Source organism: Pseudomonas sp. NPDC090233 (assembly GCF_044772285.1).
In the GTDB taxonomy this organism is placed as follows: Bacteria; Pseudomonadota; Gammaproteobacteria; order Pseudomonadales; family Pseudomonadaceae; genus Aquipseudomonas.
The window spans coordinates 422,047-447,253 of record NZ_JBIVYQ010000006.1 but is presented as its reverse complement, the minus strand read 5'-3'; the positions used below and the strand labels follow the sequence as shown (position 1 = coordinate 447,253).

The 25,207-nt window shown below is 59.9% G+C and carries 21 protein-coding genes, 2 tRNA genes and 2 pseudogenes; 6 read left to right on the top strand and 19 right to left on the bottom strand.

Translation table 11 applies throughout. The features are described from left to right. Positions 1 to 478 precede the first annotated feature (478 nt). Both ACIQUF_RS19265 and ACIQUF_RS19260 read left to right on the top strand, forming a co-directional pair. Positions 479 to 1,633, top strand: a complete 1,155-nt coding sequence (locus ACIQUF_RS19265) for a YcaO-like family protein (protein WP_403134243.1) — start codon at positions 479 to 481, stop codon at positions 1,631 to 1,633. A 1-nt stretch (position 1,634) separates the two neighbouring features. Further along, positions 1,635 to 3,254 carry an ATP-binding cassette domain-containing protein gene (locus tag ACIQUF_RS19260; RefSeq protein ID WP_403134241.1) on the top strand — a complete coding sequence of 540 codons (1,620 nt, stop codon included), beginning with the start codon at positions 1,635 to 1,637 and terminating at the stop codon, positions 3,252 to 3,254. Between the two features lie 81 nt (positions 3,255 to 3,335). Here the strand turns inward: ACIQUF_RS19260 and dnaB are convergent, their stop codons facing one another. From dnaB to rnr, 7 genes are all read right to left on the bottom strand, one after another. Next, positions 3,336 to 4,733, bottom strand: a complete 1,398-nt coding sequence (dnaB, locus tag ACIQUF_RS19255) for a replicative DNA helicase (protein WP_403134238.1) — start codon at positions 4,731 to 4,733, stop codon at positions 3,336 to 3,338. Positions 4,734 to 4,846: 113 nt separating this feature from the next. After that, positions 4,847 to 5,293 carry a 50S ribosomal protein L9 gene (rplI, locus tag ACIQUF_RS19250; RefSeq protein WP_012316464.1) on the bottom strand — a complete coding sequence of 149 codons (447 nt, stop codon included), beginning with the start codon at positions 5,291 to 5,293 and terminating at the stop codon, positions 4,847 to 4,849. A gap of 20 nt (positions 5,294 to 5,313) precedes the next feature. Continuing rightward, on the bottom strand, positions 5,314 to 6,177 hold the full coding sequence (locus ACIQUF_RS19245; RefSeq protein ID WP_403134236.1) for a hypothetical protein: 864 nt from the start codon (positions 6,175 to 6,177) through the stop codon (positions 5,314 to 5,316). 33 nt (positions 6,178 to 6,210) lie between these two features. Next, positions 6,211 to 6,441: a 30S ribosomal protein S18 gene (gene rpsR, locus ACIQUF_RS19240; RefSeq protein WP_003249563.1), complete on the bottom strand. Its 231-nt coding sequence runs from the start codon at positions 6,439 to 6,441 to the stop codon at positions 6,211 to 6,213. Between the two features lie 28 nt (positions 6,442 to 6,469). Further along, on the bottom strand, positions 6,470 to 6,895 hold the full coding sequence (gene rpsF / locus ACIQUF_RS19235) for a 30S ribosomal protein S6 (protein ID WP_403134234.1): 426 nt from the start codon (positions 6,893 to 6,895) through the stop codon (positions 6,470 to 6,472). A gap of 248 nt (positions 6,896 to 7,143) precedes the next feature. Next, positions 7,144 to 7,890 (bottom strand): 23S rRNA (guanosine(2251)-2'-O)-methyltransferase RlmB, encoded by a 747-nt coding sequence (rlmB, locus tag ACIQUF_RS19230; protein ID WP_012316466.1) that lies wholly within the window; start codon positions 7,888 to 7,890, stop codon positions 7,144 to 7,146. Further along, positions 7,887 to 10,469, bottom strand: a complete 2,583-nt coding sequence (gene rnr / locus ACIQUF_RS19225) for a ribonuclease R (protein WP_403134233.1) — start codon at positions 10,467 to 10,469, stop codon at positions 7,887 to 7,889. The genes rlmB and rnr overlap by 4 nt, the downstream gene beginning before the upstream one ends. Positions 10,470 to 10,740: 271 nt before the next feature. Here rnr and ACIQUF_RS19220 point away from each other — a divergent pair. The 4 genes from ACIQUF_RS19220 to ACIQUF_RS19205 all read left to right on the top strand — a co-directional run bounded on the left by ACIQUF_RS19220 (position 10,741) and on the right by ACIQUF_RS19205 (position 13,761). Next, positions 10,741 to 10,827, top strand: a tRNA-Leu gene (locus tag ACIQUF_RS19220). Positions 10,828 to 10,913: 86 nt separating this feature from the next. Further along, positions 10,914 to 11,000: transfer RNA gene (locus ACIQUF_RS19215), tRNA-Leu, on the top strand. Between the two features lie 182 nt (positions 11,001 to 11,182). After that, positions 11,183 to 12,196 carry an extracellular solute-binding protein gene (locus ACIQUF_RS19210; protein ID WP_400796857.1) on the top strand — a complete coding sequence of 338 codons (1,014 nt, stop codon included), beginning with the start codon at positions 11,183 to 11,185 and terminating at the stop codon, positions 12,194 to 12,196. Then, on the top strand, positions 12,196 to 13,761 hold the full coding sequence (locus tag ACIQUF_RS19205; protein ID WP_403134230.1) for an ABC transporter permease: 1,566 nt from the start codon (positions 12,196 to 12,198) through the stop codon (positions 13,759 to 13,761). The genes ACIQUF_RS19210 and ACIQUF_RS19205 overlap by 1 nt, the downstream gene beginning before the upstream one ends. A gap of 64 nt (positions 13,762 to 13,825) precedes the next feature. On the opposite strand, the gene ACIQUF_RS19200 is transcribed toward ACIQUF_RS19205, so the two are convergent. The 12 genes and pseudogenes from ACIQUF_RS19200 to miaA form a co-directional block, all read right to left on the bottom strand. Continuing rightward, positions 13,826 to 14,200 (bottom strand): hypothetical protein, encoded by a 375-nt coding sequence (locus ACIQUF_RS19200; RefSeq protein WP_403134228.1) that lies wholly within the window; start codon positions 14,198 to 14,200, stop codon positions 13,826 to 13,828. A gap of 187 nt (positions 14,201 to 14,387) precedes the next feature. After that, positions 14,388 to 14,747 (bottom strand): hypothetical protein, encoded by a 360-nt coding sequence (locus ACIQUF_RS19195; RefSeq protein WP_403134225.1) that lies wholly within the window; start codon positions 14,745 to 14,747, stop codon positions 14,388 to 14,390. A 399-nt stretch (positions 14,748 to 15,146) separates the two neighbouring features. Next, a pseudogene (locus ACIQUF_RS19190) lies at positions 15,147 to 15,224 on the bottom strand (Hcp1 family type VI secretion system effector); the annotation flags it as partial. A gap of 248 nt (positions 15,225 to 15,472) precedes the next feature. Beyond that, entirely contained in the window at positions 15,473 to 16,177 is a 705-nt protein-coding gene (locus ACIQUF_RS19185) for a methyl-accepting chemotaxis protein (RefSeq protein ID WP_400797141.1), read from the bottom strand. Between the two features lie 201 nt (positions 16,178 to 16,378). Next, positions 16,379 to 16,591 (bottom strand): annotated as a pseudogene (locus tag ACIQUF_RS19180) (methyl-accepting chemotaxis protein); the annotation flags it as partial. A gap of 990 nt (positions 16,592 to 17,581) precedes the next feature. Continuing rightward, the gene (locus ACIQUF_RS19175) at positions 17,582 to 18,874 is read right to left on the bottom strand and encodes an adenylosuccinate synthase (protein ID WP_300028445.1); all 1,293 of its coding nucleotides are present in this window, start codon (positions 18,872 to 18,874) and stop codon (positions 17,582 to 17,584) included. Between the two features lie 56 nt (positions 18,875 to 18,930). After that, positions 18,931 to 20,118, bottom strand: a complete 1,188-nt coding sequence (locus ACIQUF_RS19170) for an ATP phosphoribosyltransferase regulatory subunit (RefSeq protein WP_264311363.1) — start codon at positions 20,116 to 20,118, stop codon at positions 18,931 to 18,933. Between the two features lie 300 nt (positions 20,119 to 20,418). Then, complete coding sequence (hflC, locus tag ACIQUF_RS19165; protein ID WP_403134223.1) at positions 20,419 to 21,288, bottom strand: protease modulator HflC; 870 nt, start codon at positions 21,286 to 21,288, stop codon at positions 20,419 to 20,421. After that, positions 21,288 to 22,469: an FtsH protease activity modulator HflK gene (gene hflK / locus ACIQUF_RS19160; RefSeq protein WP_403134220.1), complete on the bottom strand. Its 1,182-nt coding sequence runs from the start codon at positions 22,467 to 22,469 to the stop codon at positions 21,288 to 21,290. The genes hflC and hflK overlap by 1 nt, the downstream gene beginning before the upstream one ends. A gap of 96 nt (positions 22,470 to 22,565) precedes the next feature. Beyond that, positions 22,566 to 23,867: a ribosome rescue GTPase HflX gene (hflX, locus tag ACIQUF_RS19155; RefSeq protein WP_403134218.1), complete on the bottom strand. Its 1,302-nt coding sequence runs from the start codon at positions 23,865 to 23,867 to the stop codon at positions 22,566 to 22,568. Between the two features lie 12 nt (positions 23,868 to 23,879). After that, positions 23,880 to 24,140 (bottom strand): RNA chaperone Hfq, encoded by a 261-nt coding sequence (hfq, locus tag ACIQUF_RS19150; protein WP_003258160.1) that lies wholly within the window; start codon positions 24,138 to 24,140, stop codon positions 23,880 to 23,882. A 94-nt stretch (positions 24,141 to 24,234) separates the two neighbouring features. After that, on the bottom strand, positions 24,235 to 25,206 hold the full coding sequence (miaA, locus tag ACIQUF_RS19145) for a tRNA (adenosine(37)-N6)-dimethylallyltransferase MiaA (RefSeq protein WP_403134216.1): 972 nt from the start codon (positions 25,204 to 25,206) through the stop codon (positions 24,235 to 24,237). Between the last annotated feature and the right edge of the window lies 1 nt (position 25,207).

Genomic DNA, 25,207 nt, shown 5'->3' with positions numbered 1-25,207 from the left:
CTGGAAGCAGCCTCACAGCCCGTTGTCCTGGGTTTTGCGGGCGGGGAAAGACAACCCCGCGACAGTGCTGAGGGTTAGAAAACTTTTCAGTTTTTTACAAAATATTTTAACCGTCCGACCCTCTTCAAGCCTAACCAATTAATTACTCGGATATTTTTTCTACTATTAATTAATTTGTAGGACCCGAGCTACAACATCAGAAAACTTCCTACGATAACTTTCCCCAACATTTGCCGCGCACGCCTTGAACCAAGAAAATTAACAGTGGTACAACACCCATGCGCTACAAGGCGCACCCTAACTAAACTTTGAAAAGGAGTATCAACCATGGGACGTCGTCGTTCTGAAATCCACACTTTGCAGATCCCTCGCATGATGAATTATACCCTCACCGAGACCGAAGTTGAGTTCCTCAACCAGCTGTAAGTGATAAACCAGAAGGGATTTAACCCCTTCTGGTCATTATTAGGAGCTTGAGATGTTTACTGAACGCGAGCTAACCTCAGACGAAGCCTACACACGGCTGACAAAGCTGAATCGTCACCTGGGGTTTCATTCGAAATCAAGACTAATTAAAAACAACGAACTGATTGCCACCTGCTACTTGTATGACAGCAACTATCATGAGGTATCCTGCGGAGCAGACAAAGGAGAGCTCTGTGAATTGGGAGCACTTGCAGAAAGCCTGGAGCATTACTTCATCGATAACTTTACGACAACCACTTCCAACAGCAACCAGATCCTGAACTCAATTGCTCCATTCGATGACTGGCTTTTAAAATCCATACCGCCTGACTGCGATATCCCTTGCGTCAACCTTCAAGCACTGAACAGCTATGATGAAATAACCATACCCGCAATATTGATCGCTCCCTCCTCCAAAAATGTTGATGGCATCGAGAAAACCGCAGCGGCATTCCTTACCAAATATGCAACCAATTCTGGCACTGCACTTGGCTGCACGGAAAGCGAGGCCTTGTTACATGCAATGAATGAAGCTATCGAACGCCATGCCCTGTCGATGTATTACCTGTCCCTTTGTCGCCTAACCTCCGCCCCAGAACTCTATGCCCCTTCACCTTCATTTTTGGAAGAAACCTTTGCTCATGACGCTAAGCTTTTTCAACACGCCAAGAAACTGGATATCTTCTTGACTCACGATTTTTATGACGTACCGTTTTGCATTGCTGTCCATGGCAAACAAAAACGAGGCTCGCTGTGCAGCGTAGGCTCCGGTTGCTCCATTAGTCCTTCCATTGCAATGTATCGTGCCGTCACGGAACAAATGCAGTGCGATCATCTTTATGGCCCGACAGAAAAACAAGAAGACAGCTCTGCTAAAAGAATGCTCGCTCAGTCTGCACGACTCTCGTCACTCATCAATCCCTGCCCTCCGTACCCTGTACCCACTTATCATCCAGCGCGAACAGAACTCAGCGTACCAGGGCAGGTCAAGCGCACACTCATCAATCTGGGCAAACACAATAAGTCCCTATTCTATCGGACACTTTATGAGCACCCGACGCTCGCTACCGTTGTTCAAGTTTTCATACCAGGGCTTGAACGTTTCCACTTGATCAGGTCAGGTATTCCAGTTGCGCCGCAGAGCGCATTCAAAGGCATAAGGCAATGACATGCGTATCTATCGAGGAATTATCGCTGCCTTAAGTGCGACACTGATCCTAAAAATTGCAACCGTTTTCCCGTCCCTTATTCTTGCCGACATTATCGACAACTTGTCCATCTCGGCCTCGCCTTCCTGGCTTCTGCTCGGAGCTTTCATATGTCTAGTTGCATTTCAAGCCTCAATGACCCCTTTGCAGGCCTGGTGCCTGGCGAGACTTTGCCAAGAGCGCGTGAAGCAGCTATCCATTCGCTGGTGCCGAGCATTGCTGGACAAGCGCTTCGAGGCCTATGGACAACTCCATGGCGGTACACTGGTAAAGGTCTTGGATAGGGGGATTACGGCACAGGAACGATGGCTGGGTTTTCTGATTGGCTCGGCATGGCCGGTACTGGCCGAAGCGATGGTATTGATCACGTTGTTCACATACCTTGGGGCTGTGTCGGTATTAGTTTGCCTTGTACCCTTGAGCTTGGCATATTTGTGGGCCAATGACCGTCTAGTGCGCTGGCGTCGCCCTCATATCGAGGCAGTAAACACGCGAGAGGATGAGCTAGCAGAGCAATGGGTAGACACTTTCGCCATTGCGTCGACGGTCAAGCTGGAAAAGGCCGAGGATACAGCGATGCTACCGGTTAACCAGACACTATCTGACTATGCCGACTCAGCGTTACGTGTAGCCCACAGCGGTGGATGGTTACAGGGATTGCGCACCCTTTTTATTGGACTGGGCAGCTGTGGCTTGCTCATATGGGGAACCTACGATCAGTCGTTGGCAACGCCGGAACTGAGCTTGGGCGAGCTGGTTGCTCTATTCACCTTAGTCAGTGGGCTACTGGCAGCGGTGGCGCAACTCGCCGAAGCCTGGCGGGTACTCGATCAGTTCCGGCTCGACAAGCGCAAACTTGAGCACTGGCTTGATCTTCCTGAATTCGGCCCTTCACCGACTTCAGCGAACCAAGCCCGTAACGAAGATGAAGGACTGAGCATCACCCCCTGCCTTCTGAGCGCTCGGAATACAATTCAACTGCAACTCGATGAGCCTTTGGTGCTGCGCAAGGGAGAAAGAGTCGCGCTGATTGGACCCAGCGGATGTGGCAAATCGACACTCCTGCATGCATTGGCAGGGACGATATTCGAGTTGCGAAAACATGTTCACCTGCATGGCAGACCCCTGGCAGGGTTTGGCGCTTGTGAGCAGTTCGATCATCTGCGCCTATGCCCTCAGGATGCCCACTTCATCCCTGGCTTGCTACCCCGAGCGGTACTATTCGAACATGCGCATGATCGCGCTCAGATCGAACTATGGCTTGAACGGCTGGGCCTACACAGAGGTTGGTACGATATCGAGCTCGATGCACGCGCAGAATCCATTTCTGGGGGCGAAGCCCGCAGGCTGACTTTGCTACGTTTGCTGAATCAGCCAGGTCAATTCAATTTTTTTGATGAGCCGACAAGCGGTCTCGACGCCGAATCGGCAGAACGCACTTGGGATTTGCTATTCGAAACATTCCAAGGGAGAGGGCTGATCTGCGTAACGCATGATCAGAATGCCCTTTCACGCTTTGATAGAGTAATCACTATGAGCGCAGGGCGGATAATCGACCAAACGAAATCAGCAATCGCCTAGGACGACGCGCTAGCCGGCGCTCGGCTTTCACAGGCGCCCTGGTGACTCAGTGAATGATGCCCAGCCACATAAACGCGGGCTTTATTCGTCGTCGTCGAAGTTGTACATACCCGGCGCGAGGTTCTCGAAGCGGGTGTACTTGCCGATGAACGCCAGGCGGATGAAGCCGATGGGGCCGTTACGCTGCTTGCCGATGATGATCTCGGCAACGCCCTTGTGCTCGGTCTCCGGGTGATACACCTCGTCCCGGTAAACGAACATGATCACGTCGGCGTCCTGCTCGATTGCACCGGATTCACGCAAGTCGGAGTTCACCGGGCGCTTGTTCGGCCGCTGTTCGAGGGAGCGGTTGAGCTGCGACAGGGCGATCACCGGGCAGTTGAACTCTTTGGCCAGGGCCTTGAGCGAGCGGGAGATCTCGGAAATCTCGTTGGTCCGGTTATCACCGGCCGAACCCGGGATTTGCATCAGCTGCAGGTAGTCGACCATGATCATGGCGATCTCGCCATGCTCACGCGCCAGGCGGCGAGTACGTGCGCGCATCTCCGAAGGACTGATACCGGCGGTATCGTCGATGAACAGCTTGCGGTCGTTGAGCAGGTTGACCGCCGAGGTCAGGCGCGGCCAGTCATCGTCGTCCAGCTGGCCGGAACGCACCTTGGTCTGGTCGATACGGCCCAGCGACGAGAGCATACGCATGATCAGCGATTCGCCTGGCATCTCGAGGGAGAACACCAAAACCGCCTTGTCGGTACGCAACACGGCGTTCTCGACGAGGTTCATGGCGAAGGTGGTTTTACCCATCGACGGACGGCCGGCGACAATGATCAGGTCGGCCGCCTGCAGGCCGCTGGTTTTTTCGTCCAGGTCGGTGTAACCGGTGGACACACCGGTGATGTCGCTGTCGGAGTTGAACAGCGTGTCGATGCGGTCGATGGCCTTGGTCAACAGCTCGTTGACGCCCACCGGGCCGCCGGTCTTCGGCCGCGCTTCGGCGATCTGGAAGATCTGCCGTTCGGCGTCGTCGAGGATTTCTTCGGCGTTGCGCCCCTGCGGATTGAAGGCGTTGTCGGCGATGTCGGTGCTGATGCTGATCAGCTGGCGCAACGTGGCGCGCTCGCGAATGATCGCGGCGTAGGCCTTGATGTTGGCCACCGACGGCGTGTTCTTGGCCAGCTCGGCCAGGTACGCCAGGCCGCCGACCTGGGTCGACAAACCTTCCTTGTCCAGTTGCTCGTGCAGGGTAACGACGTCGAACGGCTGGTTGGCATCAGCCAGCTTGTGCACGGCACGGAAGATCAGGCGGTGGTCATGCCGATAGAAATCGCCATCCGACACCTGGTCCAGCACCCGCTCCCAGGCATTGTTGTCCAGCATCAGGCCACCGAGCACGGCCTGTTCGGCCTCGATGGAATGCGGCGGCACCTTCAGGGCAGCGGTTTGCAGGTCGAGTTGTTCGGGGTTGGTGATCTCGTTCATGGCCACGAAAGAATTCTGGAGGATGAAAAAGACAAAGGGCACGGCCTGTTCAGAACAGGACCGTGCCCGATGTTAACCGGCCTGCCCGCGGGGGGCTAGCCAGTCAGCGCAGCTTAGGCAGCTACGACGACCACACGTACGGTGGCTTCAACGTCGCTGTGCAGGTGCACGGCTACGTCGTATTCGCCAACCTGACGGATGGTGCCGTTCGGCAGACGCACTTCAGCTTTGGCCACTTCAACGCCGGAGGCGGTCAGGGCGTCAGCGATGTCGTGGGTGCCGATCGAACCGAACAGCTTGCCTTCGTCGCCAGCGGTGGCAGTGATGGTCACTTCCAGCTCGGCCAGTTGGGCAGCGCGGCTTTCAGCCGACGATTTACGGTCTGCTGCAGCTTTTTCCAGCTCGGCGCGACGCTCTTCGAACGCAGCCAGGTTGGCGGCGTTGGCAACGGTGGCCTTGCCGAATGGCAGCAGGAAGTTACGGCCGTAACCAGCCTTAACTTTTACTTTGTCGCCCAGGTTGCCCAGGTTAGCGACTTTTTCCAGCAGGATCAGTTCCATTTGGTAAAACCTCTTAACTTTTAACCTTCACCGTTCGCGGAGTCATTCCCCTCAGGGGACTTGCGACCGCGAAAATCAATCAGGCTGTCGACAATGGCCAGAACCACGAGCAACGGATAAATCAGCTGCATTATCAGCGGCAGCGTCACGTACATGCCGACCAGCCAGAAACCGGCCAGCCTCCCCTGTGCCACCAGCCCATGCATCAAGGCGATGCCGGCCAGGACGAGCACCAGGCTGGACGCGGAAGCCAGGACGATGAACTGCGGGCCGATGAACGGGCCCAACACCATCGCGGCAACCAGAGCCAGCATGACCGCCCGCGGCAACTTCAGCGCGCGAAATTCGCGACCGAAGCCTCCAGGGTTGTACAACGCTGCTTGCCAATAACGCGCCAGCATCAACGCCAGCACGCTGAACAACTGCAGCATCACCGCTGTGGAAGCGACCAGCACAGGGCCGATCAGCTCACCGGGAATGACTGGCTTGCCTTCGACCTGCGGCAGCGCTTCGGAAAGCGCCTTGGCCAACACCTCGAAGGTTTCGCGCAGCACCGTGTCCAGGATGAGGCTGTAGACCAACCCCAGCACAACACTGAACAACAACACCCGGCTCCAGGAATGCCCGGCACGCAACAAGGCGGCCAGCCCCAGTGTTCCCAACAGCACCAGCAAGGTGCTTGGGTCACCGAAGGCCCAGATCGCCACCGCCGGCAAAAGGCCGAAGGCGATGACCGTTGAAGCGTCCTTGAACCCGCGCCGCAGCAGCACAAGGCTGCCGGCAGCGGCACTCAACCAGAACAGCAGCGGTAATACCGCACTCACGACCACCACCAGGGTGGCCTGCACACGACCGCGCATGATGAAATCAGCCAACGCTCGCATGCTTATCCCTTATTACTTGTCGACAACCCGGTCTCAGCGGCCGTGGCTGTCGGTGTAGGGCAGCAGGGCCAGGAAGCGGGCGCGCTTGATAGCGGTAGCCAGCTGACGCTGATAACGAGCTTTGGTACCGGTGATACGGCTTGGAACGATTTTGCCGGTTTCGGATACGTAAGCTTTCAGGGTGTTGAGATCTTTGAAGTCGATCTCTTTCACGTCTTCAGCAGTGAAGCGGCAGAATTTACGACGACGGAAGAAACGTGCCATGTAATAGGCTCCTCAAAAGGTCCGTGGATTACTCGTCAGCGTTATCGCTGGAGTCGCTGTCATTGCTGTCATCGCCTTCGGCGGAGTCAGAATGCTCAGGACGCTCACGACGCTCACGGCGCTCGCTGCGGTTCTCTTCTGCCTTGAGCATCTCGGACTGACCGGTTACGGCTTCGTCGCGACGGATGACCAGGTTACGGATCACGGCATCGTTGTAGCGGAAGTTGTCTTCCAGCTCGGCCAGGGCCTTGCCGGTGCACTCAACGTTGTGGTTGTGGTAGTGAGCCTTGTGAACATTGTTGATTGCGTAGGCCAGTTGACGACGGCCCCAGTCTTCCAGGCGGTGGATCTTGCCACCATCTTCTTCGATCAGCTTGGTGTAACGCTCAACCATGCCGCCGACTTGCTCGCTCTGGTCCGGGTGAACCAGAAAGATGATTTCGTAATGACGCATGAATGCTCCTTACGGGTTAGTAGTCTGCCAGGATGCTGGTCAGACAAGGAGTGAATGACACTGTATGTCTTGCCATGGAGGGGAGGCACATGAGCGCCTGCCAGCTCGGCAAGGGGCGCAATTGTAGAGAAGGCGGGGCGGACAAGCAAGGTGATTGGCGATTATTTGAACAGCCGGAAACATATTTGCCTGTGCTGGCCTCTTCGCGGGACAAGCCCGCTCCCACAGAGGCCAAGACAGGCCAAATATCAGCGCTTGGCCTGACGCTGGCGCACGGCCTCGAACAGGCAAACGCCCGTCGCCACTGACACGTTCAGGCTGCTGACGCTACCCGACATCGGCAACTTGACCAGGAAATCACAGTGCTCGCGGGTCAGTCGGCGCATGCCTTTGCCTTCCGCGCCCATGATCATCACCAGCGGCCCGGTCAGGTCCTGCTGGTAGATCTCCTGCTCGGCTTCACCGGCCGTGCCGACCACCCACAGACCGCGCTGCTGGAGCTTTTCCAGGGTGCGCGCGAGGTTGGTCACGGCCACCAACGGAATCACTTCCGCCGCGCCACAGGCCACCTTGCGCACCACCGGCGTCAGGGTCGCCGATTTGTCCTTGGGCACCACCACCGCCGTGGCACCGGCGGCATCGGCGGTACGCAGGCAGGCGCCGAGGTTGTGCGGGTCGGTGACACCGTCCAGCACCAAAATCAGCGGCGGCGTCTCGGTGCGCTCGAGCAGCTCCTCGAGCATCAGTTCGCCCCACACCTGGCTCGGGCTGACCTCGGCGACCACGCCCTGGTGCACGCCCTCGACCCAGGCATCCAGCTCACGGCGCTCGGCCTGGCCAACCTGCACGCGGTTTTCCGCGGCCAGGGCCAGCAACGCCTGGATGCGCGGCTCGCTGCGCCCTTCCGACAACCAGATCTGCTTGACCCGCTTCGGATGGTGCTGCAGCAGCGCCTGCACGGCGTGCACGCCGTAGATCTTTTCCAGCTGACTCATGACTTGTTCTTGCTCTTGCGTGGCGCGCCGCCGGACTTCGGCGGGCCTTTACGGTGCTTGGTCGGCTTGCCGGAAGGCTTGCTGCCTTTATCCGACTTGCTGCTGGCATGCCCACCGCTGCGGGCATCGCTCATCAGCGCCTTCTTCATTTCGCGGCTCTTGCGCACTTCGGCGTTACGCTGCACGGCGTCTTTCGGGAAGTACGCCTCAGCGGTTTCGCTCTTGCGGCTGCGCGGCTTCGGCGTGGCCTTGGCCACCTCCACCGGCTGCTGCTCGGCTTGCTCGGCGGCCGGTGCGGCACCGCGGTTTTTACGACCAATCGGGGCGGCGAGTTGCTGCTGGGACACCTCGAAATCGATCTTGCGCTCGTCGAGGTCGACGCGCATGACCTTGACTTCAATGGTGTCGCCCAGGCGGAAGCTGCGCCCGGTACGCTCACCCGACAGGCGGTGATGCACTGGATCGAAGTGGTAGTAGTCCCCTGGCAACGCACTGACGTGCACCAGGCCTTCGACGTAGATATCGGTCAGCTCGACGAACAACCCGAAACCGGTCACGGCAGTGATCACACCCGGGAAGGTCTCGCCGACGCGGTCCTTCATGAACTCGCACTTGAGCCAGTTGACCACGTCACGGGTGGCTTCGTCGGCACGGCGCTCGGTCATCGAGCACTGCTCGCCGAGCTGATCGAGGGTGTTGACGTCGTACGGGTAGATACGCGCCTTGGGAATGCTCATGGCACCGGCACGTTTGACGTGCGGGGTATCGACCTTGGAGCGGATGACGCTACGGATGGCGCGGTGCACCAGCAGGTCCGGGTAACGACGGATCGGCGAGGTGAAGTGAGTGTACGCCTCGTAATTCAAACCGAAGTGGCCATTGTTGTCGGTGCTGTACACCGCCTGGCTCAGCGAACGCAGCATCACGGTCTGGATCAGGTGGAAATCCGGGCGCCCGGCGATGCTCGCCAGCAGGGCCTGGTAGTCCTTCGGCGACGGGTCCTTGCCCTTGTGCAGGCTCAGGCCCAGCTCGCCAAGGAAGGCGCGCAGTTTTTCCAGGCGCTCCGGCGGCGGGCCGTCGTGCACGCGGTAGAGGGCTGGCACTTCGTGCTTTTGCAGGAACGCTGCGGTGGCGACGTTGGCCGCCAGCATGCATTCTTCGATCAGCTTGTGGGCGTCGTTGCGCACGGTCGGGCGGATTTCCGCGATCTTGCGCTCGTCACCGAAGATGATACGGGTTTCCTGGGTCTCGAAGTCGATGGCACCCCGGGCGTGACGGGCGTCCAGCAGCACCTTGTACAGGTTGTACAGGTTCTTCAGGTCTGGCAGGACTTCCTTGTACTCCTCGCGCAGCGCCTTGCCCTCACGGGTGCGGGCGTGTTCGAGCATGCTGCTGACCTTGTTGTAGGTCAGGCGCGCATGGGAGTGGATCACCCCTTCATAGAACTGATAATCGACCATCTGGCCGGCTTTGTTCATGGTCATTTCGCAGACCATTGCCAGGCGATCGACGTGCGGGTTCAACGAGCACAGGCCGTTGGACAGCTCTTCGGGAAGCATCGGCACCACGCGCTCGGGGAAGTACACCGAGTTGCCGCGCTGCTGGGCTTCCACATCCAGGGCCGAACCCAGGCGTACGTAGCTGGACACGTCGGCGATGGCCACGTACAAGCGCCAGCCGCCCGAGAACATGCGCAGCTTGCCCAGTGGTTCGCAATAAACTGCATCGTCGAAGTCGCGGGCATCTTCGCCGTCGATGGTGACGAACGGCAGGTGGCGCAGGTCGATGCGCTTTTCCTTGTCCTTCTCTTCGACTTCGGAGCGGAACTTGCGCGCCTCCTTGATCACGTCCTGGGGCCAGACGTGCGGAATATCGTAGCTGCGCAGGGCTACGTCGATTTCCATGCCCGGCGCCATGTAGTTGCCGATCACTTCGACCACATCGCCCTGCGGCTGGAAGCGCGGGGTTGGCCAATGGGTGATCTTGATCTCGACGAACTGGCCGATCTTGGCGCCGCCGTTGCGGCCCGCAGTCACCAGCACTTCCTGCTGGATCTTCGGATTGTCCGGCGTCACATAGCCGATGCCGCCTTCTTCGAAGTAGCGGCCAACGATGCTTTCGTGGGCACGCGAGATGATCTCGACCAGCACGCCTTCACGGCGGCCACGGCGGTCGACACCCGAAACCCGGGCCAGGCCGCGGTCGCCATCGAAGGCCAGGCGCATCTGCGACGGGCTGAGGAACAGGTCTTCGCTGCCATCGTCGGGGATAAGGAAGCCGAAACCGTCGCGGTGACCGGAGACACGGCCGCAGATCAAATCCAGCTTGTCGACCGGGGCATAGGTGCCACGCCGGGTATAGATAAGCTGGCCGTCACGCTCCATGGCACGCAGGCGGCGGCGCAGGGCTTCGATCTGGTCTTCTTCATAAAGACCGAACTCGGCCGCCAGCTCCTCGCGCGCGGCCGGTTCGCCACGGTCGGCAAGGCGCTGCAGGATCAGCTCACGGCTGGGGATAGGGTTGTCGTATTTTTCCGCTTCGCGAGCGGCCTCGGGATCGAGGGATTGCCAATCGGCCATCAGAAGGGGTTCACCTTGGGGTATATAGATAGGAATTCTGGCATAGGCCTATTGAAACCGGAAATGTCGGGCTTGGACAGCCCCAGCAGCATGTCCGGCGTGCGGCAATAGGCGTGTGGAATCAACAAGTTGAATTTTTTGAAATTTTTTTCGATTGGGGGCTTTACAGCCCTCGGGACCGCCCGTATAGTGCGCACCACAACGACGGGCAACCCCGAAGTTGTAGTAGAGATGAACGGCGCTGTAAAGCATCTTGTAATCTCGAATGTGTGCCCAGGTGGCGGAATTGGTAGACGCGCTGGTTTCAGGTATCAGTGACCGCAAGGTCGTGGAAGTTCGAGTCTTCTCCTGGGCACCAAGTATTTCAAGTAACAGATGACCAAGGATCTGTTACTACTGTGTGAAGCGAACGATAGTCGCCTTCATCAGATGATGTAAAGCTTTGCCCAGGTGGCGGAATTGGTAGACGCGCTGGTTTCAGGTATCAGTGACTTAACGGTCGTGGAAGTTCGAGTCTTCTCCTGGGCACCATACAAAAACCCACTAGCTTGCTAGTGGGTTTTTTCTTGCCTGCGATTTTTGCATCGCCCTCCCCTGCATGGCTGCAGCCCACCAAAGGTCTGACCATGAATTTCTCGTCACCCGGCCACTTGAGAAACGATTTCGTTTACCATTGTTTCCAAATATGTAGCCGTAAGCGAGGAAGTACCCGCATGACGATCCGTCCGCAACCGCTGATGCGCACCCTGGCCGCCGCTGTTCTGAGCCTGGTGATCGGCGCTCCGGCCGCCATGGCAGACGACCCGGTCAGCCTGACCATGTACAACGGTCAGCACAAGGAAATCGGCGAAGCCATCGCCAAGGCCTACGAGGCCAAGACCGGTATCCACATCAATATCCGCAAAGGCAGCAGCAATCAGCTGGCCAGCCAGATCATCGAGGAAGGCGACCGTTCGCCGGCCGACATCATCTACACCGAAGAATCGCCGCCGCTGAACAACCTGGGCGAGCTGGGCCTGCTGGCGAAGATCGACGACGCCACGCTGAACATGCTGCCCAAGGAATACGTAGGCGCCAACGGCACCTGGATGGGCGTCACGGCGCGCACCCGCGTGGTGGTGTTCAACCCGAAGAAGATCGACGAGAAGGAACTGCCGACCACGGTAATGGATTTCGCCGGCCCTGAATGGGATGGCCGCGTCGGTTACGTGCCGACCAGCGGTGCATTCCAGGAACAAGCCGTGGCTATCCTCAAGATGCACGGCCGTGAAGCCACCGAAGAATGGCTGACCGGCCTGAAAGCCTTCGGCAAGACCTACACCAACAACATGGTCGCCCTCAAAGCCGTGGAAAAAGGCGAAGTCGCCGCCGTGCTGGTGAACAACTACTACTGGTACGCCCTGGAACGCGAGCGCGGCAAACTGGACTCCAAGCTGTACTACCTGGCCGACGGTGACGCCGGCAACCTGGTGACCATCTCCGGCGCCGCTGCGGTCAAGGCCAGCAAGCACCCGAAAGAAGCTCAGGCCCTGCTCAACTGGATGGCCAGCGAAGAAGGCCAGCGCGTGATCACCCAGACCACCGCCGAGTACCCGCTGCACAAAGGCATGGTCTCCGACCGCGGCCTGAAGCCGTTCGAAGACCTGCGCCCACCGAAGATCTCGCCGGCCGACCTGGGCAATGCCGAGGAAGCGCTGGAGCTTGAACGTGAGGTCGGCCTGCTCTGATGACTGCCGCCCTGTCCGAGCCGGTGCCAGTACGCTTCGTACCGCGCCGCAAGCGCCCCTCGATCTGGGTGGTGCTGCCTGTGTTGTTCCTGGTGGCGATGAGCTTGCTGCCGTTGCTGTACGTCGCCATGAAAGCCTGGGAAGCCGGCTGGCACGAAGCCCTTCACCTGCTGTGGCGCCCGTTCGTCTGGGGCCTGATGCGCAACACCCTGATGCTGATGGTCGGGGTGACGCTGGCGTGCATGGTGGTCGGCCTGGCCCTGGCCTGGCTGCTGGAACGAAGCAACCTGCCCGGGCGCAGGTTGTGGGGCGTGGTGCTGTGCCTGCCGTTCGCCGTGCCATCGTTTGTCAGCAGTTTTACCTGGGTGTCGTTGAGCTCGGACTTCGAAGGCCTGGGCGGGGCGATCCTGGTCATGGCTTTATCCAAGTACCCGCTGGTGTTCCTGCCAGTGGCCGCCACCCTGCGCAACCTCGACACATCGCTTGAAGAGTCGGCACGCACACTGGGTTGCAGCCGCTGGGGCGTATTCAGCAAAGTCACCCTGCCACTGCTGTGGCCGTCGATGCTCGGCGGAGCGCTGCTGATCGCCCTGCACATGCTGGTGGAGTTTGGCGCCCTGTCGATCCTCGGCCTGCAGACATTTACCACGGCGATCTATCAGCAGTTCGAGCTGGAGTTCAGCAACGCCAACGCCGCGATGCTTTCGGCAGTGCTGCTGGCGCTGTGCCTGGCGATGCTCTGGCTGGAGCTGAAAGTGCGCGGCAAGGCCCGCCATGTGCGCATCGGCCAAGGTGTGGCCCGCCGTGCGCAGGCGATGCGCCTGGGTGCTTGGATGCCAGTGGCGCAGCTGTTCTGTGTGGGGCTGGCGATACTTGGTAGCGGGATTCCGCTGGCCATGCTGGGTTACTGGCTGAGCGTGGGTTCGTCGGCCGCCTTCCCGGTGGCGGCGATCAGTAAAGCGCTGCTGACTTCGCTGTCGGTGTCGCTGGGTGGCGCGGGCTTCTGCGTGCTGCTGGCCCTGCCAGTCAGCTTCCTGGTGGTACGCTACAAAGGGCGCCTGGCGATCTGGGCCGAACGCTTGCCGTACCTGCTGCACGCCCTGCCCGGCCTGGTGATCGCACTGACCCTGGTGGTGTTCTCGCTGCACTACGTGCCGGCGCTGTATCAGACCACGGTACTGTTGCTGCTGGCCTATGCGCTGCTGTTCCTGCCGCTGGCCCAGGCGCCGGTGCGCACCGCGTTGAACAAGGCCTCGCCGACACTCGAAGAAGCAGCCCGCACTTTGGGCGCCAGCAGCTTTGCAGCGTTCTGCCGGGTGACCCTGCCGATCATCTTCCCGGCACTGGCGGCGGCGTTTGCGCTGGTGTTCCTTGATGCCATGAAGGAACTCACCGCTACCCTGCTGCTCAGCCCGACAGGCATGACCACCCTGGCCACCGAGGTCTGGGCGCATACCGCCAACGTCGAGTTCGCGGCGGCGGCGCCTTATGCGGCGCTATTGATTGTGGTGTCGGGGTTGCCGGTGTATTTGCTGACTACGCGGATGTATTTGAACAAGGCCTGAAAGCTTGCCCAGGCTGCCATACGGCTTGGGCACACGCCTGAATTTTTGAGACTACATCATCGACTCACTTTAAAATTCCTATTATCCAGTTGAAAGCAAAGAATAAGATCGTCGATAACACAAGCCCTACCCACGACGGTAGCAGAAACCTTTTCATAGGCCTTGGAAAGTTCTCGACATCCGAAGCATCTGCCACACCTTTTCGCACAAATAGCCCCGGAATCATGAGCATATTTGCAGCCAGGCAAGTACGAATTAATTTCCCAACAAAACCGGCCGCTGAAAAGTTATCCTTATTACTCTGAATGTAACTACATTTCATCAAGGCCGTTTCAATGTCGTCCGTGTATCGACAAGCCAAGTAAATCATCACACACACGCTGATTGCCATACAGGCGAGCAGAATAGATGCGACTAATGTCAATGCTTCGGCACTCACTTTCGCACTCCCTCATAAATCAACTCCCCCAGACTGCCCATCCACTCCCCACCGTAGTCCCCTCCATACTTCCCATCCACCGCTGTACCAATTTACGCGGATTCATTTGAACAAAACGTGAGAACGAATGCAGACAGGCGAGCAGCTTGGTTTTTCGAACGACACACACGAGCTTACCTCAAATACTCTATCCAAACAAAAATAGAACAGTCAGTGCAATCAGCAGAATCTGTACAGTCCACAAGCGCACTAACAGCCTCTGCAAGTCGGCGGGAGCCTTTGCAATATCATTTCTATCCAATAGCCCCTTCCGAACGCTAAAATATTTCATAGATAGCATTGCAGAAATTGATCCTAGCCGCATGACTTTCCCGAGCAGCCCAGCATGTGAATATATTTCTCTGTTCACAGCCACCATTCGGCTATTTGGCAGAACTGATTCGATATGATCCAGATATCGATAGGCAAAGAATACCCAGATACCAAACATCAAAAAAGGTGAAATAATTACAAATACACCAAGCACTGCGAGGTGCAGGTTACTCATCGCACTGCCTCATACAAAATCTCCCCCACTCTTCCCCCTAATATTTCACCAAACTCACCGCCAGCAAATACCCCCACCCGCTCCCCCCAATACCGCACATGCGAAAGTTGCCGCTCCACCGGTGGGAATACCTACAGCTACACATGCTATCGGCCCCAACACGCCCCCGACATATCCACCCATTCCTCCTAGAAATGCCTCATGAGCAGTACAGGACGGTGTGCTTGGGTCACCTACAATTATCAGCTCGCCAGGGAATATAACAGTGTTGACGACATGCGCATTCAGCACATCAAACTTGGCCCGCTGATTCGCGTTCATGGGCGTATCGGCCTTCAACGACTCATACGACTGCGCTTGCGGATTAATGAAGCTGCGCGCCTCGGACATTGTCGCACCTCACGCATACTTCTTATTGTTGATGCGGTCCCAACCGCCCGTGACGTTGCCGCCGGCACTGCCGTCAAGGCGTTTCTTTTCCTACAAAATCACTGATGAAGCCGGCTTGATCGCGTCAAAATATGTTTCTGCTGACACATTTATTATCGGATTTGCATGGCACGGGCTTCGCCCGTGTTCGCGGGGCAAGCCCGCTCCCACAGAAGTAAACGCTAACGCAATGATTGATCAAAACGCCTGTGGTCTTCAGCCGCGAACACCGGCGAAGCCGGTGCCATTCATCGCGGCGCTTGCTTCGCGGCTGAAGCCGCTCCTGATTCGCCTGATCAGGCGCGGAACTGCCCCAGACTGGCGCGCAGTTGCGCTGCTAAATCGTCCAGCACCTTGCTACTGGCGGTAGTCTGCATGACGACTTCGGCAGAGCGCTCGGCTTGAGCATGGATCGTTTCTACCCGTCCACGCACCGCCTGGGCTCCATGCGCCTGCTGCTCTGCCGCACGGGTAGCCAGGCCAATTGCCGCATGCACCTGCTCCACCGCCGCCTGCACCGATTGCTGCCGGCGCTCGTTGTCGCGCAACACCGAAAGGCCTTCGCTGGCCTTCAGGCCGGCTTGGCCGATGGTCGCCACCGCTTCTTTGGCGCCCTTCTGCAGCGCTGCGATATGCGCCTGAATGTCTCCGGTAGAGCTTTGCGTCTTGCTCGCCAGTGCCCGCACTTCATCCGCCACTACAGCAAAGCCGCGCCCGGTTTCGCCGGCACGCGCCGCCTCGATGGCCGCGTTGAGGGCCAGCAGGTTGGTTTGCTCGGCGATGCCGTGGATCACGGTCAGCACCACCTCGATCTGCTCGCTCTGCCTGGCGAGCCGCTCGATGACCTGGGCACCGGTTTCGACCTGGCCGGCGAGGTTCTCGATCATGCCGGCTAATTGCGTCGAAGCGCGGCTGTTCTCGTCGGTGGCCTGGCGGATGTCGACCACCTGCTGCAGCGCTGCCTGCATGGCGTGGCTTTCGGCCTGGGCTTCGTCCGCCATGCTCGACAGGTCGCGCAAGCTGGCGGCTACTTCGTCGCGCTGCAGTGCAGCAGCGGCATCGGCTCCGGCGTTGCGCTGGGCCATTGCACCGATTTCTACGCCGGTTCGCTGCGCCACCTCTCCCGCCTCGCGGACAATTGGCTGAAGTTTGTCGACGAAGCGGTTGACCGCCGAGGCCATGTCACCGATCTCGTCGCGGCTGTCGAGGTTGACGCGCTTGGTCAGGTCGCCCTCTCCGGCCGCCAGGTCGTTGAGGGCGGCAATCAGCAGGCGCAACTTGCTGAGCACCCGCCGGCCCAGCACCACAGCCACGAGCACCAGCACGCCCAGGCCAACCAGCACCAGGCCCAGGCCAATCCGCCAACGCAGCTCTGCAGCCGCATTGCGCACGGTTTGCGCGGTATTGGCCTGCATTGCAGTGGCGCTACCCTGCGCAGTTTCCAAACGTTCCCTGAGAGCCTTGCCACTGTCCGCCGCCGCTGCGCCAAGGCTATCACCCACCAGTTGCTCGCCGCTGACGATCAAGGCGTTGAAACGCTGATCCAGCGCTTTCAGTTCCTGATCGACACCGGCAGTGGAGACGCCCATCAGGACTTTGCCAATTTCTGCGCCATTGGGGTTGATCGAGGCCTCGACGAAATACACCGACGGATCGCGGCGGGCAGCTTCGAGCACCTTGTCCAGAGCGCGCTCACCTTGGCCTTTTTCCATCAAGGCCTGGTTGATCGGGTTCTGTCGGTTCAGGTAGCGGGTCAGATGCTGGCCCTGGGCGTCGTCATAGATTACGAACAGCACATTGGGATTGCGCTGGGCACGGCGAGCAAAGTCGGACAGCGTCGGCACGTCGTTGTCCCAGATCGCCCGTGGTGCGACCGAGGCCAGCAGTTCGGCCATGTCGTTGGCTGAGTCCTTGAGGTTCTTTTCCAGCGTCGTGCGCAGTTGTTGCTGTTCGCTTTGCAAGCGTTCGGAGAGGCCGGCGCTGAGGCGCTGACGGGTACTGCTGGAAAGGCTGTCGAGGCCGGCACGGACATCCTGCCCGGCCTGCTCCAGCTCACTGGCGAGCTTGCGGCTGTCATTGCCCAGGCGCTCGCCAAGGTCGGACTCAAGGGCAGTGACCGTGCTTCGGGTTAGCGCAACAGCCACCAGCACCTGCACCAAAAGGGCGATACCGAGGGCAACAAACACAGGCCGCAACAGGCGGCTTCGTAACACTGAAAGGATGGCAGACACGGTGAAACCCTCGTGCTTTCTGGCGCCATTATTTTGATGGCATCTACAGAACTTCTTACAGCAAGGGTTGTGCCGAGCACAGCAGGTATAAGCGCCAAGGTCTAGCAACGGCCACAAATGAAAACGCCGCGGCCCCTTTCAGGACCGCGGCGTCAGATCAGCCTGGAGGGCAGATCAGGCGAAAGGATGACGCAGCACGATGGTCTCGTTGCGGTCCGGGCCGGTGGAGATGATGTCGATCGGCGCGCCAACCAGCTCCTCGATACGCTTGATGTAAGCGCGAGCAGCTTCTGGCAGGGCTTCCAGGGACTTGGCGCCCACGGTCGACTCGCTCCAGCCTGGCATCGTTTCGTACACCGGCTCCAGGCCGATGTAGCTGTCGGCGTCGGACGGGGCATCATTGACGGCGCCGTTTGCGTCCTTGTAGCCAACGCAGATGTTGATGGTTTCCATGCCGTCCAGTACGTCCAGCTTGGTCAGGCAGATGCCCGAGATGCTGTTGACGTCAATGGCGCGACGCAGGATGACGGCATCGAACCAGCCGCAACGGCGGGCACGGCCGGTGGTCGAACCGAACTCGTGGCCACGCTTGGCCAGGCCGGCGCCGGTCTCGTCGAACAGTTCGGTCGGGAACGGACCGGAACCCACGCGAGTGGTGTAGGCCTTGGTGATACCCAGGATGTAGTCCAGGTACATCGGGCCAACGCCCGAGCCGGTGGAGATACCGCCAGCGGTGGTGTTGGAGCTGGTGACGTACGGGTAGGTACCGTGGTCAATGTCCAGCAGCGAGCCCTGGGCGCCTTCGAACATGATGTCCTTGCCGGCGCGACGCAGGTTGTGCAGCTCAGCGGTGACGTCGAGCATCATCGGCTTGAGCAGCTCGGCGTATTCCATGCACTCGTCCAGCGTCTGCTGGAAGTCGATGGCCGGCTCTTTGTAGTAATTGACCAGCTGGAAGTTGTGGTAGTCCAGCAGCTCACCGAGCTTGGCGGCGAAACGCTCACGGTGGAACAGGTCACCGATACGCAGGCCACGGCGGGCGACTTTGTCTTCGTACGCTGGGCCGATACCACGGCCGGTGGTGCCGATCTTGGCTTCGCCACGGGCTTTTTCGCGGGCCTGGTCCAGGGCCACGTGGTACGACAGGATCAGCGGCGCAGCCGGGCTGATGCGCAGGCGCTCGCGCACCGGCACGCCCTTCTCTTCCAGCTTGGTGATTTCACGCATCAGGGCATCGGGTGCAACGACCACGCCGTTGCCGATCAGGCACTGCACGCCTTCACGCAGGATGCCAGACGGAATCAGGTGCAGAACGGTTTTTTCACCGTTGATCACCAGGGTGTGGCCCGCGTTGTGGCCACCCTGGTAGCGCACTACGGCGGCAGCATGTTCGGTCAGCAGATCGACGATCTTGCCTTTGCCCTCATCACCCCACTGGGTGCCCAGGACGACGACATTCTTACCCATTACATTGGTCCTCATTCACGCAAACTTGGTTGCCGGCCTACTGCCGACGCAGAAACTCAATGGGTCAGCGGCAGAACCTGCCAGCGCCCGTCTTGCTGAATCAATTGCCGATCACAATCCGCCTCGAGAGCAGCACTCAACGGCTGGCCAGGCAGAGCCTGGACCACACGCTGGCCCTCGTTGCGCAACTGGCAGACCTGCTGCCAGAGGGCCGCGTCGCCACTGTCGGGCATCCAGATGCCGCCAGTAGGCAATACGACCTCCGCTCGCCCCAGTGTGACCAGGGTCTTCAAATCCGTGGAGAATCCGGTGGCCGGGCGTGCCCGGCCGAAATCGGCGCCGATGTCGTCGTAACGGCCGCCCTGGGCGATCGATTGACCTTCACCAGGGACGAACACGGCGAACACCACACCGGTGTGGTAGTTGTAGCCACGCAGCTCGCCAAGGTCGAAGTACAACGGCAAGTCCGGGTAGCGCGACGCCAGGCGATCGGCGATCGCCAGCAGATCGTCCAGCGCCGCCAGCACGCTGGCCGGGGCACGGCCCAGGCGCACGCGGGCTTCGGCCAGCACTTCGCGCCCACCGCACAGCTCGACCAGGGCGCGCAGCATGTTGCCCAGGTCCTTCGGCAGGTCGGCGGTCAGTGCCTGCACTTCATCCACCGACTTGCGCTGCAGGGCGTCGAACAGCTGCTGCTCGACCGCGCCCGACAGGCCGGCGGCGCGCGCCAGGCCACGGTAGATACCGACATGACCGAGGTCCATGTGTACGTCTGCGACGTCGGTCAGTTGCAGCGTGGCGAGCATCAGGCTGATGACTTCGACATCGCTGGTGGGGCTGGCGTCGCCGTACAGCTCGGCACCCAGCTGAATCGGGCTGCGCGAAGTGGACAGTGCCCGTGGCTGGGCGTGCAGCACGCTGCCGGCGTAGCACAGGCGGCTCGGGCCTTCACGGCGCAGGGTGTGGGCGTCGATGCGCGCCACCTGCGGGGTGAAGTCGGCGCGGAAGCCCATCAGGCGGCCCGACTGCGGGTCGACCACCTTGAAGGTGCGCTGGTCCAGGTCCTGGCCGGCGCCGGTGAGCAGCGACTCCAGGTACTCGATATGCGGGGTGACGACCAGTTCGTAACCCCAACTCTGGAACAGGTCCAACACCTGGCGGCGCGCGATCTCGATGCGCGCAGCCTCAGGTGGCAGTACTTCCTCGATGCCATCTGGCAGCAGCCAGCGGTCTACCGTTGCCATTACGCCATTTCCCCTCTGGTCCGGGCGGCTTGCCGAGAGGCCAGCCGTCAGTAAAGCCGGTATCGCGCACAGCAGCGGGCAGCACTGATCCCAGCGCAACCACCGTACCCGATACCCTCAAATTGCCTTGCGACCTGACCAAACCGTCAACTGGCGTTTCGCCAATTGACCTTGCAGACGCAAAAAAGCCGGGAAATTTCCCGGCTGCCGCATCTTACACCCCTTTTCATTCAGAATGCACCCCGCCTGGTGTTTTAGCTGCCAGGCGGGGCGCCACCCCATGAAACGAGGCTCAATGCATTACGGCTTGCTCTTGTCCAGGTAACGGAAGAACTCGTTCTTCGGATCCAGGACCAGCACGTCGCTCTTGCTGGAGAAGCTCTCGCGGTACGCCTGCAGGCTACGGTAGAACGCATAGAAATCGGCGTCCTGGTTGTAGGCCTTGGCATAGATGGAGGCCGACTGAGCGTCGCCATCACCGCGGGTTTCTTCAGCTTCGCGATAGGCTTCGGCCAGCAGTACACGGCGCTGACGGTCGGCATCCGCACGGATACCTTCGGCCAGTTCGTTACCTTTGGCGCGATGCTCGCGGGCTTCACGCTCACGCTCGGTGCTCATGCGGTCGAACACGCTGCGGTTGACTTCCTTCGGCAGGTCGATGGCCTTGACGCGGACGTCAACGACTTCGATACCCAGCTCCTTGGCAGCCATGCGGTTCAGCGAAGCGGTGATGTCAGCCATCAGCGCGTCACGTTCACCGGAGACTACTTCGTGCAGGGTGCGCTTACCGAACTGGTCACGCAGGCCGCTTTCCAGACGACGCGAAAGACGCTCGTCGGCGATCTGCTTCATGCCGGAAGTGGCGGTATAGAAACGCTCGGCATCCTTGACGCGCCACTTGGCGTAGGCGTCGACCATCACCGCTTTTTTCTCCAGGGTCAGGAACCGCTGGGTCGGAGCGTCGAGGGTCATCAGGCGAGCGTCGAACTTGCGGACCTGGTTCACGTACGGAATCTTCATGTGCAGGCCAGGCTGAACATCCGCCTGGACCACCTTACCGAAGCGCAGCATTACCGCACGCTCGGTCTGGGCCACGATGTAGAAGCTGTTCCAGCCGACGATGGCCAGAACCACGACGGCGATCAGGGCGATCAGCGATCTGTTGCTCATCAGCGGCTCTCCCTAGTACGCAGCTGCTGCTGTTGCTGTTGCAGGTCCTGCGCCGCACGTGCCGCCGCGTCGTTGGCCGACGGAGAAACACTGGTGGTTGGCGCGGACGTGTTGCGGCTGCCTTCGACCATCTTGTCCAGCGGCAGATAGAGCAGGTTGTTCTGCCCGTCCTTGGTGGCCACCATGACTTTGCTGGTATTGCTGTAGACCTCTTGCATGGTCTCCAGGTACAGACGCTGACGGGTCACGTCAGGTGCCTTGCGGTACTCGGCAACCAGCTTGGTGAAGCGGTCGGCCTCACCCTTGGCGCGGGCGATGACTTCGTCGCGGTAACCGTTGGCGTCCTCGATGATGCGCTGGGCCTGACCGCGGGCTTCCGGCACCACGCCATTGGCGTAGGACTCGGCCTGGTTGCGGGCACGTTGCTCGTCTTCACGGGCGCGGATCACGTCGTCGAAGGCTTCCTGCACTTCACGCGGGGCTGCCGCGCTCTGTACGTTGACCTGGGTGACGGTGATGCCGGTGCGGTAGTTGTCGAGGAAGCGCTGCAGGCGTTCGCGGATATCCACGGCCATCTGCTCACGGCCTTCGGTCAACACCTGGTCCATCGAGGTGGAACCCACCACGTGGCGCAGGGCGCTGTCGGTCGCATGCTGCAGGCTGACTTCCGGCTGGTCGACGTTGAGCACGAAGTCCTGCAGGTTGCTGATCTTGTACTGGACGGTCAGCGGCACCTCGACGATGTTCTCGTCTTCGGTGAGCATCTGGCCCTGCTTGGTGTAGGCACGCTCACGCGTGACGTTTTCCATGTACTTGCGATCGAATGGCGGGAAGTAGATGTTCAGGCCGGGACCGACCGTCTCATAGTACTTGCCGAAGCGCAGCACCACGGCTTGCTCCTGCTCGTCGACCACGTACACGGCGCTGTACAGCCAGATGGCAGCCAGTACCGCCAGGCCGATGCCCAGCAGGCCATAGCCCCCGCCCTTGCCGACATTGCGGTCACCGCCGCCACGTTTCTTGCCGCTGCCGAACATGCCGTTCAGGCTGTCCTGCAGTTTGCGGAAGGCCTCGTCCAGATCCGGCGGGCCTTTTTTATCGCCACCACCGCCGCCGCCACCACGGCGACCGCCCCAGGGATCCTGATTGTTCGAGTTGCCACCCGGCTCGTTCCAAGCCATAGCGCTCTCCATCTGATAAAGCAAAGACGCGCCCACGGCGCGCCGTCCAATGCTACAGAATGCCTGCCACTGCTGCCCGACGACCTCGGCGGGCATTTATTGCAAAGTGTGTTGCTCGACAAACACTTGCGGCTCCATGCCTTCGCGGCTGACCAGGCGATTCAATTCGACCATGGGCAATCGCACACTCAGCAGGCTGCGCCCTTCTTCGTCATGCTCCTCACTCCGCACGGCACCCAGGGCAAAGAATTGCGCGCGCAAGCGGGCAAAACGCTGCTCCAGGCACAGGGTACCGACAAACAGATCATCCCCCAGCAACTCGGCAATCGCCTGACCGACCAGCTCCAGGCCACGCCCGTCTCGTGCCGATACCCAGACCCGCTCCGGCTTGCCGTCGGCGTTGCGCTGGATCTGCGGCTCGACATCTTCGAGCAGGTCGAGTTTGTTATAGACCTCAAGGATCGGCAAGCCTTCTGCACCGATCTCGCCCAATACCGCCAACACCTGCTCGATCTGCTCCATGCGCTCCGGCTCATGGGCGTCGATCACATGCAGCAGCAGGTCGGAGTTGCTCGACTCTTCGAGCGTAGCCCGAAATGCCTCGACCAGCTTGTGCGGCAGGTGGCGAATGAAGCCTACGGTATCGGCCAGCACGATCGGCCCAAGGTCGTTGAGCTCGAGCCGGCGCAGGGTCGGGTCGAGGGTGGCGAACAATTGGTCGGCGGCGTAGACCTCGGATTCGGTCAGGGCGTTGAACAGCGTGGACTTGCCGGCGTTGGTGTAGCCCACCAACGATACCGACGGAATATCCGCGCGCTTGCGCCCGCGACGCGCCTGCTCACGCTGGCTGCGTACTTTCTCCAGGCGAGACTTGATCTGGCGAATGCGTACCCGCAACAGGCGGCGGTCGGTTTCCAGCTGGGTTTCACCCGGGCCGCGCAGGCCGATACCACCTTTTTGTCGCTCAAGGTGAGTCCAGCCGCGCACCAACCGCGTGCTCATGTGATCAAGCTGAGCCAGTTCGACCTGCAGCTTGCCTTCATGGGTACGCGCCCGTTGGGCGAAGATGTCGAGAATCAGCCCGGTGCGGTCGAGCACACGGCACTCGAACACACGTTCGAGGTTGCGCTCCTGGCTGGGCGTGAGGGTGTGATTGAAAATCACCAGGTCTACCTGTTCGGCATGGACCAGGTCGTGCAGCTCTTCGACCTTGCCACTGCCAATCAGGTATTTGGCGGTAGGCTGATGCCTGCCCACCGTGACCAGCGAGACGATGTCGGCGCCGGCCGACAATGCCAGCTCCTGAAACTCCTGCGGGTCTTCGCGCGCCTCAGGGTTCTGACCTTCCAAGTGAACGAGCAGCGCCCGCTCACCACCACCGTGGCGCTCAAAGAACAATGCAGGCTCCTATCAGGCGTTGCCTGGCTCGCTGTCGCCGTGTTCGGAATCGGACGGGCTTGGCAGGCGAACCGGACGGGCAGGTACCACAGTCGAGATGGCGTGCTTGTAGACCATCTGGCTGACAGTGTTCTTCAGCAATACGACGAACTGGTCGAACGATTCGATCGAGCCCTGCAGCTTGATGCCGTTGACCAGATAGATCGAAACCGGGACCTTTTCTTTTCTCAAGGTGTTCAAGTAAGGGTCTTGTAGCGAATGCCCTTTTGACATATGCCGCACTCCTGTAAGGATCAATAATAGAAAATCAAAGAAATCGATAAGTTAGGCCGCCCCTTCGAGAGAATAGACGGCAATCAGCAGGGACTCAGCTCAATATGGAGACGCTTCCCAGGTATTTCAAGGTGCGGGACAGATTGTCGCAGGCCAGGCTGTCGAGCCAGTGCACGTCGGACCAACCGCGCAACCAGGTGAACTGCCGCTTGGCCAGCTGGCGAGTGGCAATGATACCGCGTTCTCGCATCTCATTCTCAGTCAGCTTGCCGTCGAGGTAGTCCCAGACTTGCCGATACCCCACTGCCCGTATAGACGGCAGCCCGGCGTGCAAGTCACTTCTGGCTCGCAGCGATCGGACCTCGTCGACGAAGCCCTGTTCCAGCATCTGCGAAAATCGTAACGCAATTCGCTGATGCAAAATGTGACGATCTGTAGGAGCAATCGCCAAACTCGCGACAGTATAGGGCAAATGCCCGTCAGCGCCTGCGTCTGCGGCGCTACTTTCCGCGAATTGACGCTGGCGATGGGCCGTCATGCTCTCGCCGCTCACCCGGTAGACCTCCAGCGCGCGGATCAGCCGTTGCGGGTCGTTGGGGTGGATGCGTGCAGCGGACACGGGGTCAACTTCGGCCAACTGCCGGTGCAACTCGGCCAGGCCCAGCGCCTCGGCCTGGGCTTCGAGCTCGGCACGCACTGCGGCGTCGGCGGGTGGCATGTCTGCCAGGCCGTCGAGCAAGGCCTTGTAATAGAGCATGGTGCCGCCGACCAGCAGCGGGATCTTGCCGCGCGCGGTGATTTCGGCCATCGCCTCCAGGGCGTCGCTGCGAAATTGCGCGGCGGAGTAGCTTTCGGCCGGGTCGCGGATGTCGATCAGACGGTGCGGATGGGCCGCCAGGATCTCCTTGGAGGGCTTGGCGCTACCGATGTCCATGCCACGGTAGACCAGTGCTGAATCAACGCTGATCAGCTCGCACGGCAGAACTTTGGTCAGCTCGATGGCCAGGTCGGTCTTGCCGGCTGCCGTCGGGCCCATGAGAAATATTGCTGGGGGCTTGCCGCTCATG

Coding starts and splice junctions, on each gene's coding strand:
- ACIQUF_RS19265 (WP_403134243.1), top strand. CDS start 479: ATGTTTACTGAACGCGAGCTAACCTCAGACGAAGCCTACACACGGCTG.
- ACIQUF_RS19260 (WP_403134241.1), top strand. CDS start 1,635: ATGCGTATCTATCGAGGAATTATCGCTGCCTTAAGTGCGACACTGATC.
- dnaB (WP_403134238.1), bottom strand. CDS start 4,733: ATGAACGAGATCACCAACCCCGAACAACTCGACCTGCAAACCGCTGCC.
- rplI (WP_012316464.1), bottom strand. CDS start 5,293: ATGGAACTGATCCTGCTGGAAAAAGTCGCTAACCTGGGCAACCTGGGC.
- ACIQUF_RS19245 (WP_403134236.1), bottom strand. CDS start 6,177: ATGCGAGCGTTGGCTGATTTCATCATGCGCGGTCGTGTGCAGGCCACC.
- rpsR (WP_003249563.1), bottom strand. CDS start 6,441: ATGGCACGTTTCTTCCGTCGTCGTAAATTCTGCCGCTTCACTGCTGAA.
- rpsF (WP_403134234.1), bottom strand. CDS start 6,895: ATGCGTCATTACGAAATCATCTTTCTGGTTCACCCGGACCAGAGCGAG.
- rlmB (WP_012316466.1), bottom strand. CDS start 7,890: ATGAGTCAGCTGGAAAAGATCTACGGCGTGCACGCCGTGCAGGCGCTG.
- rnr (WP_403134233.1), bottom strand. CDS start 10,469: ATGGCCGATTGGCAATCCCTCGATCCCGAGGCCGCTCGCGAAGCGGAA.
- ACIQUF_RS19210 (WP_400796857.1), top strand. CDS start 11,183: ATGACGATCCGTCCGCAACCGCTGATGCGCACCCTGGCCGCCGCTGTT.
- ACIQUF_RS19205 (WP_403134230.1), top strand. CDS start 12,196: ATGACTGCCGCCCTGTCCGAGCCGGTGCCAGTACGCTTCGTACCGCGC.
- ACIQUF_RS19195 (WP_403134225.1), bottom strand. CDS start 14,747: ATGAGTAACCTGCACCTCGCAGTGCTTGGTGTATTTGTAATTATTTCA.
- ACIQUF_RS19185 (WP_400797141.1), bottom strand. CDS start 16,177: ATGGCGGACGAAGCCCAGGCCGAAAGCCACGCCATGCAGGCAGCGCTG.
- ACIQUF_RS19175 (WP_300028445.1), bottom strand. CDS start 18,874: ATGGGTAAGAATGTCGTCGTCCTGGGCACCCAGTGGGGTGATGAGGGC.
- ACIQUF_RS19170 (WP_264311363.1), bottom strand. CDS start 20,118: ATGGCAACGGTAGACCGCTGGCTGCTGCCAGATGGCATCGAGGAAGTA.
- hflC (WP_403134223.1), bottom strand. CDS start 21,288: ATGAGCAACAGATCGCTGATCGCCCTGATCGCCGTCGTGGTTCTGGCC.
- hflK (WP_403134220.1), bottom strand. CDS start 22,469: ATGGCTTGGAACGAGCCGGGTGGCAACTCGAACAATCAGGATCCCTGG.
- hfq (WP_003258160.1), bottom strand. CDS start 24,140: ATGTCAAAAGGGCATTCGCTACAAGACCCTTACTTGAACACCTTGAGA.
- miaA (WP_403134216.1), bottom strand. CDS start 25,206: ATGAGCGGCAAGCCCCCAGCAATATTTCTCATGGGCCCGACGGCAGCC.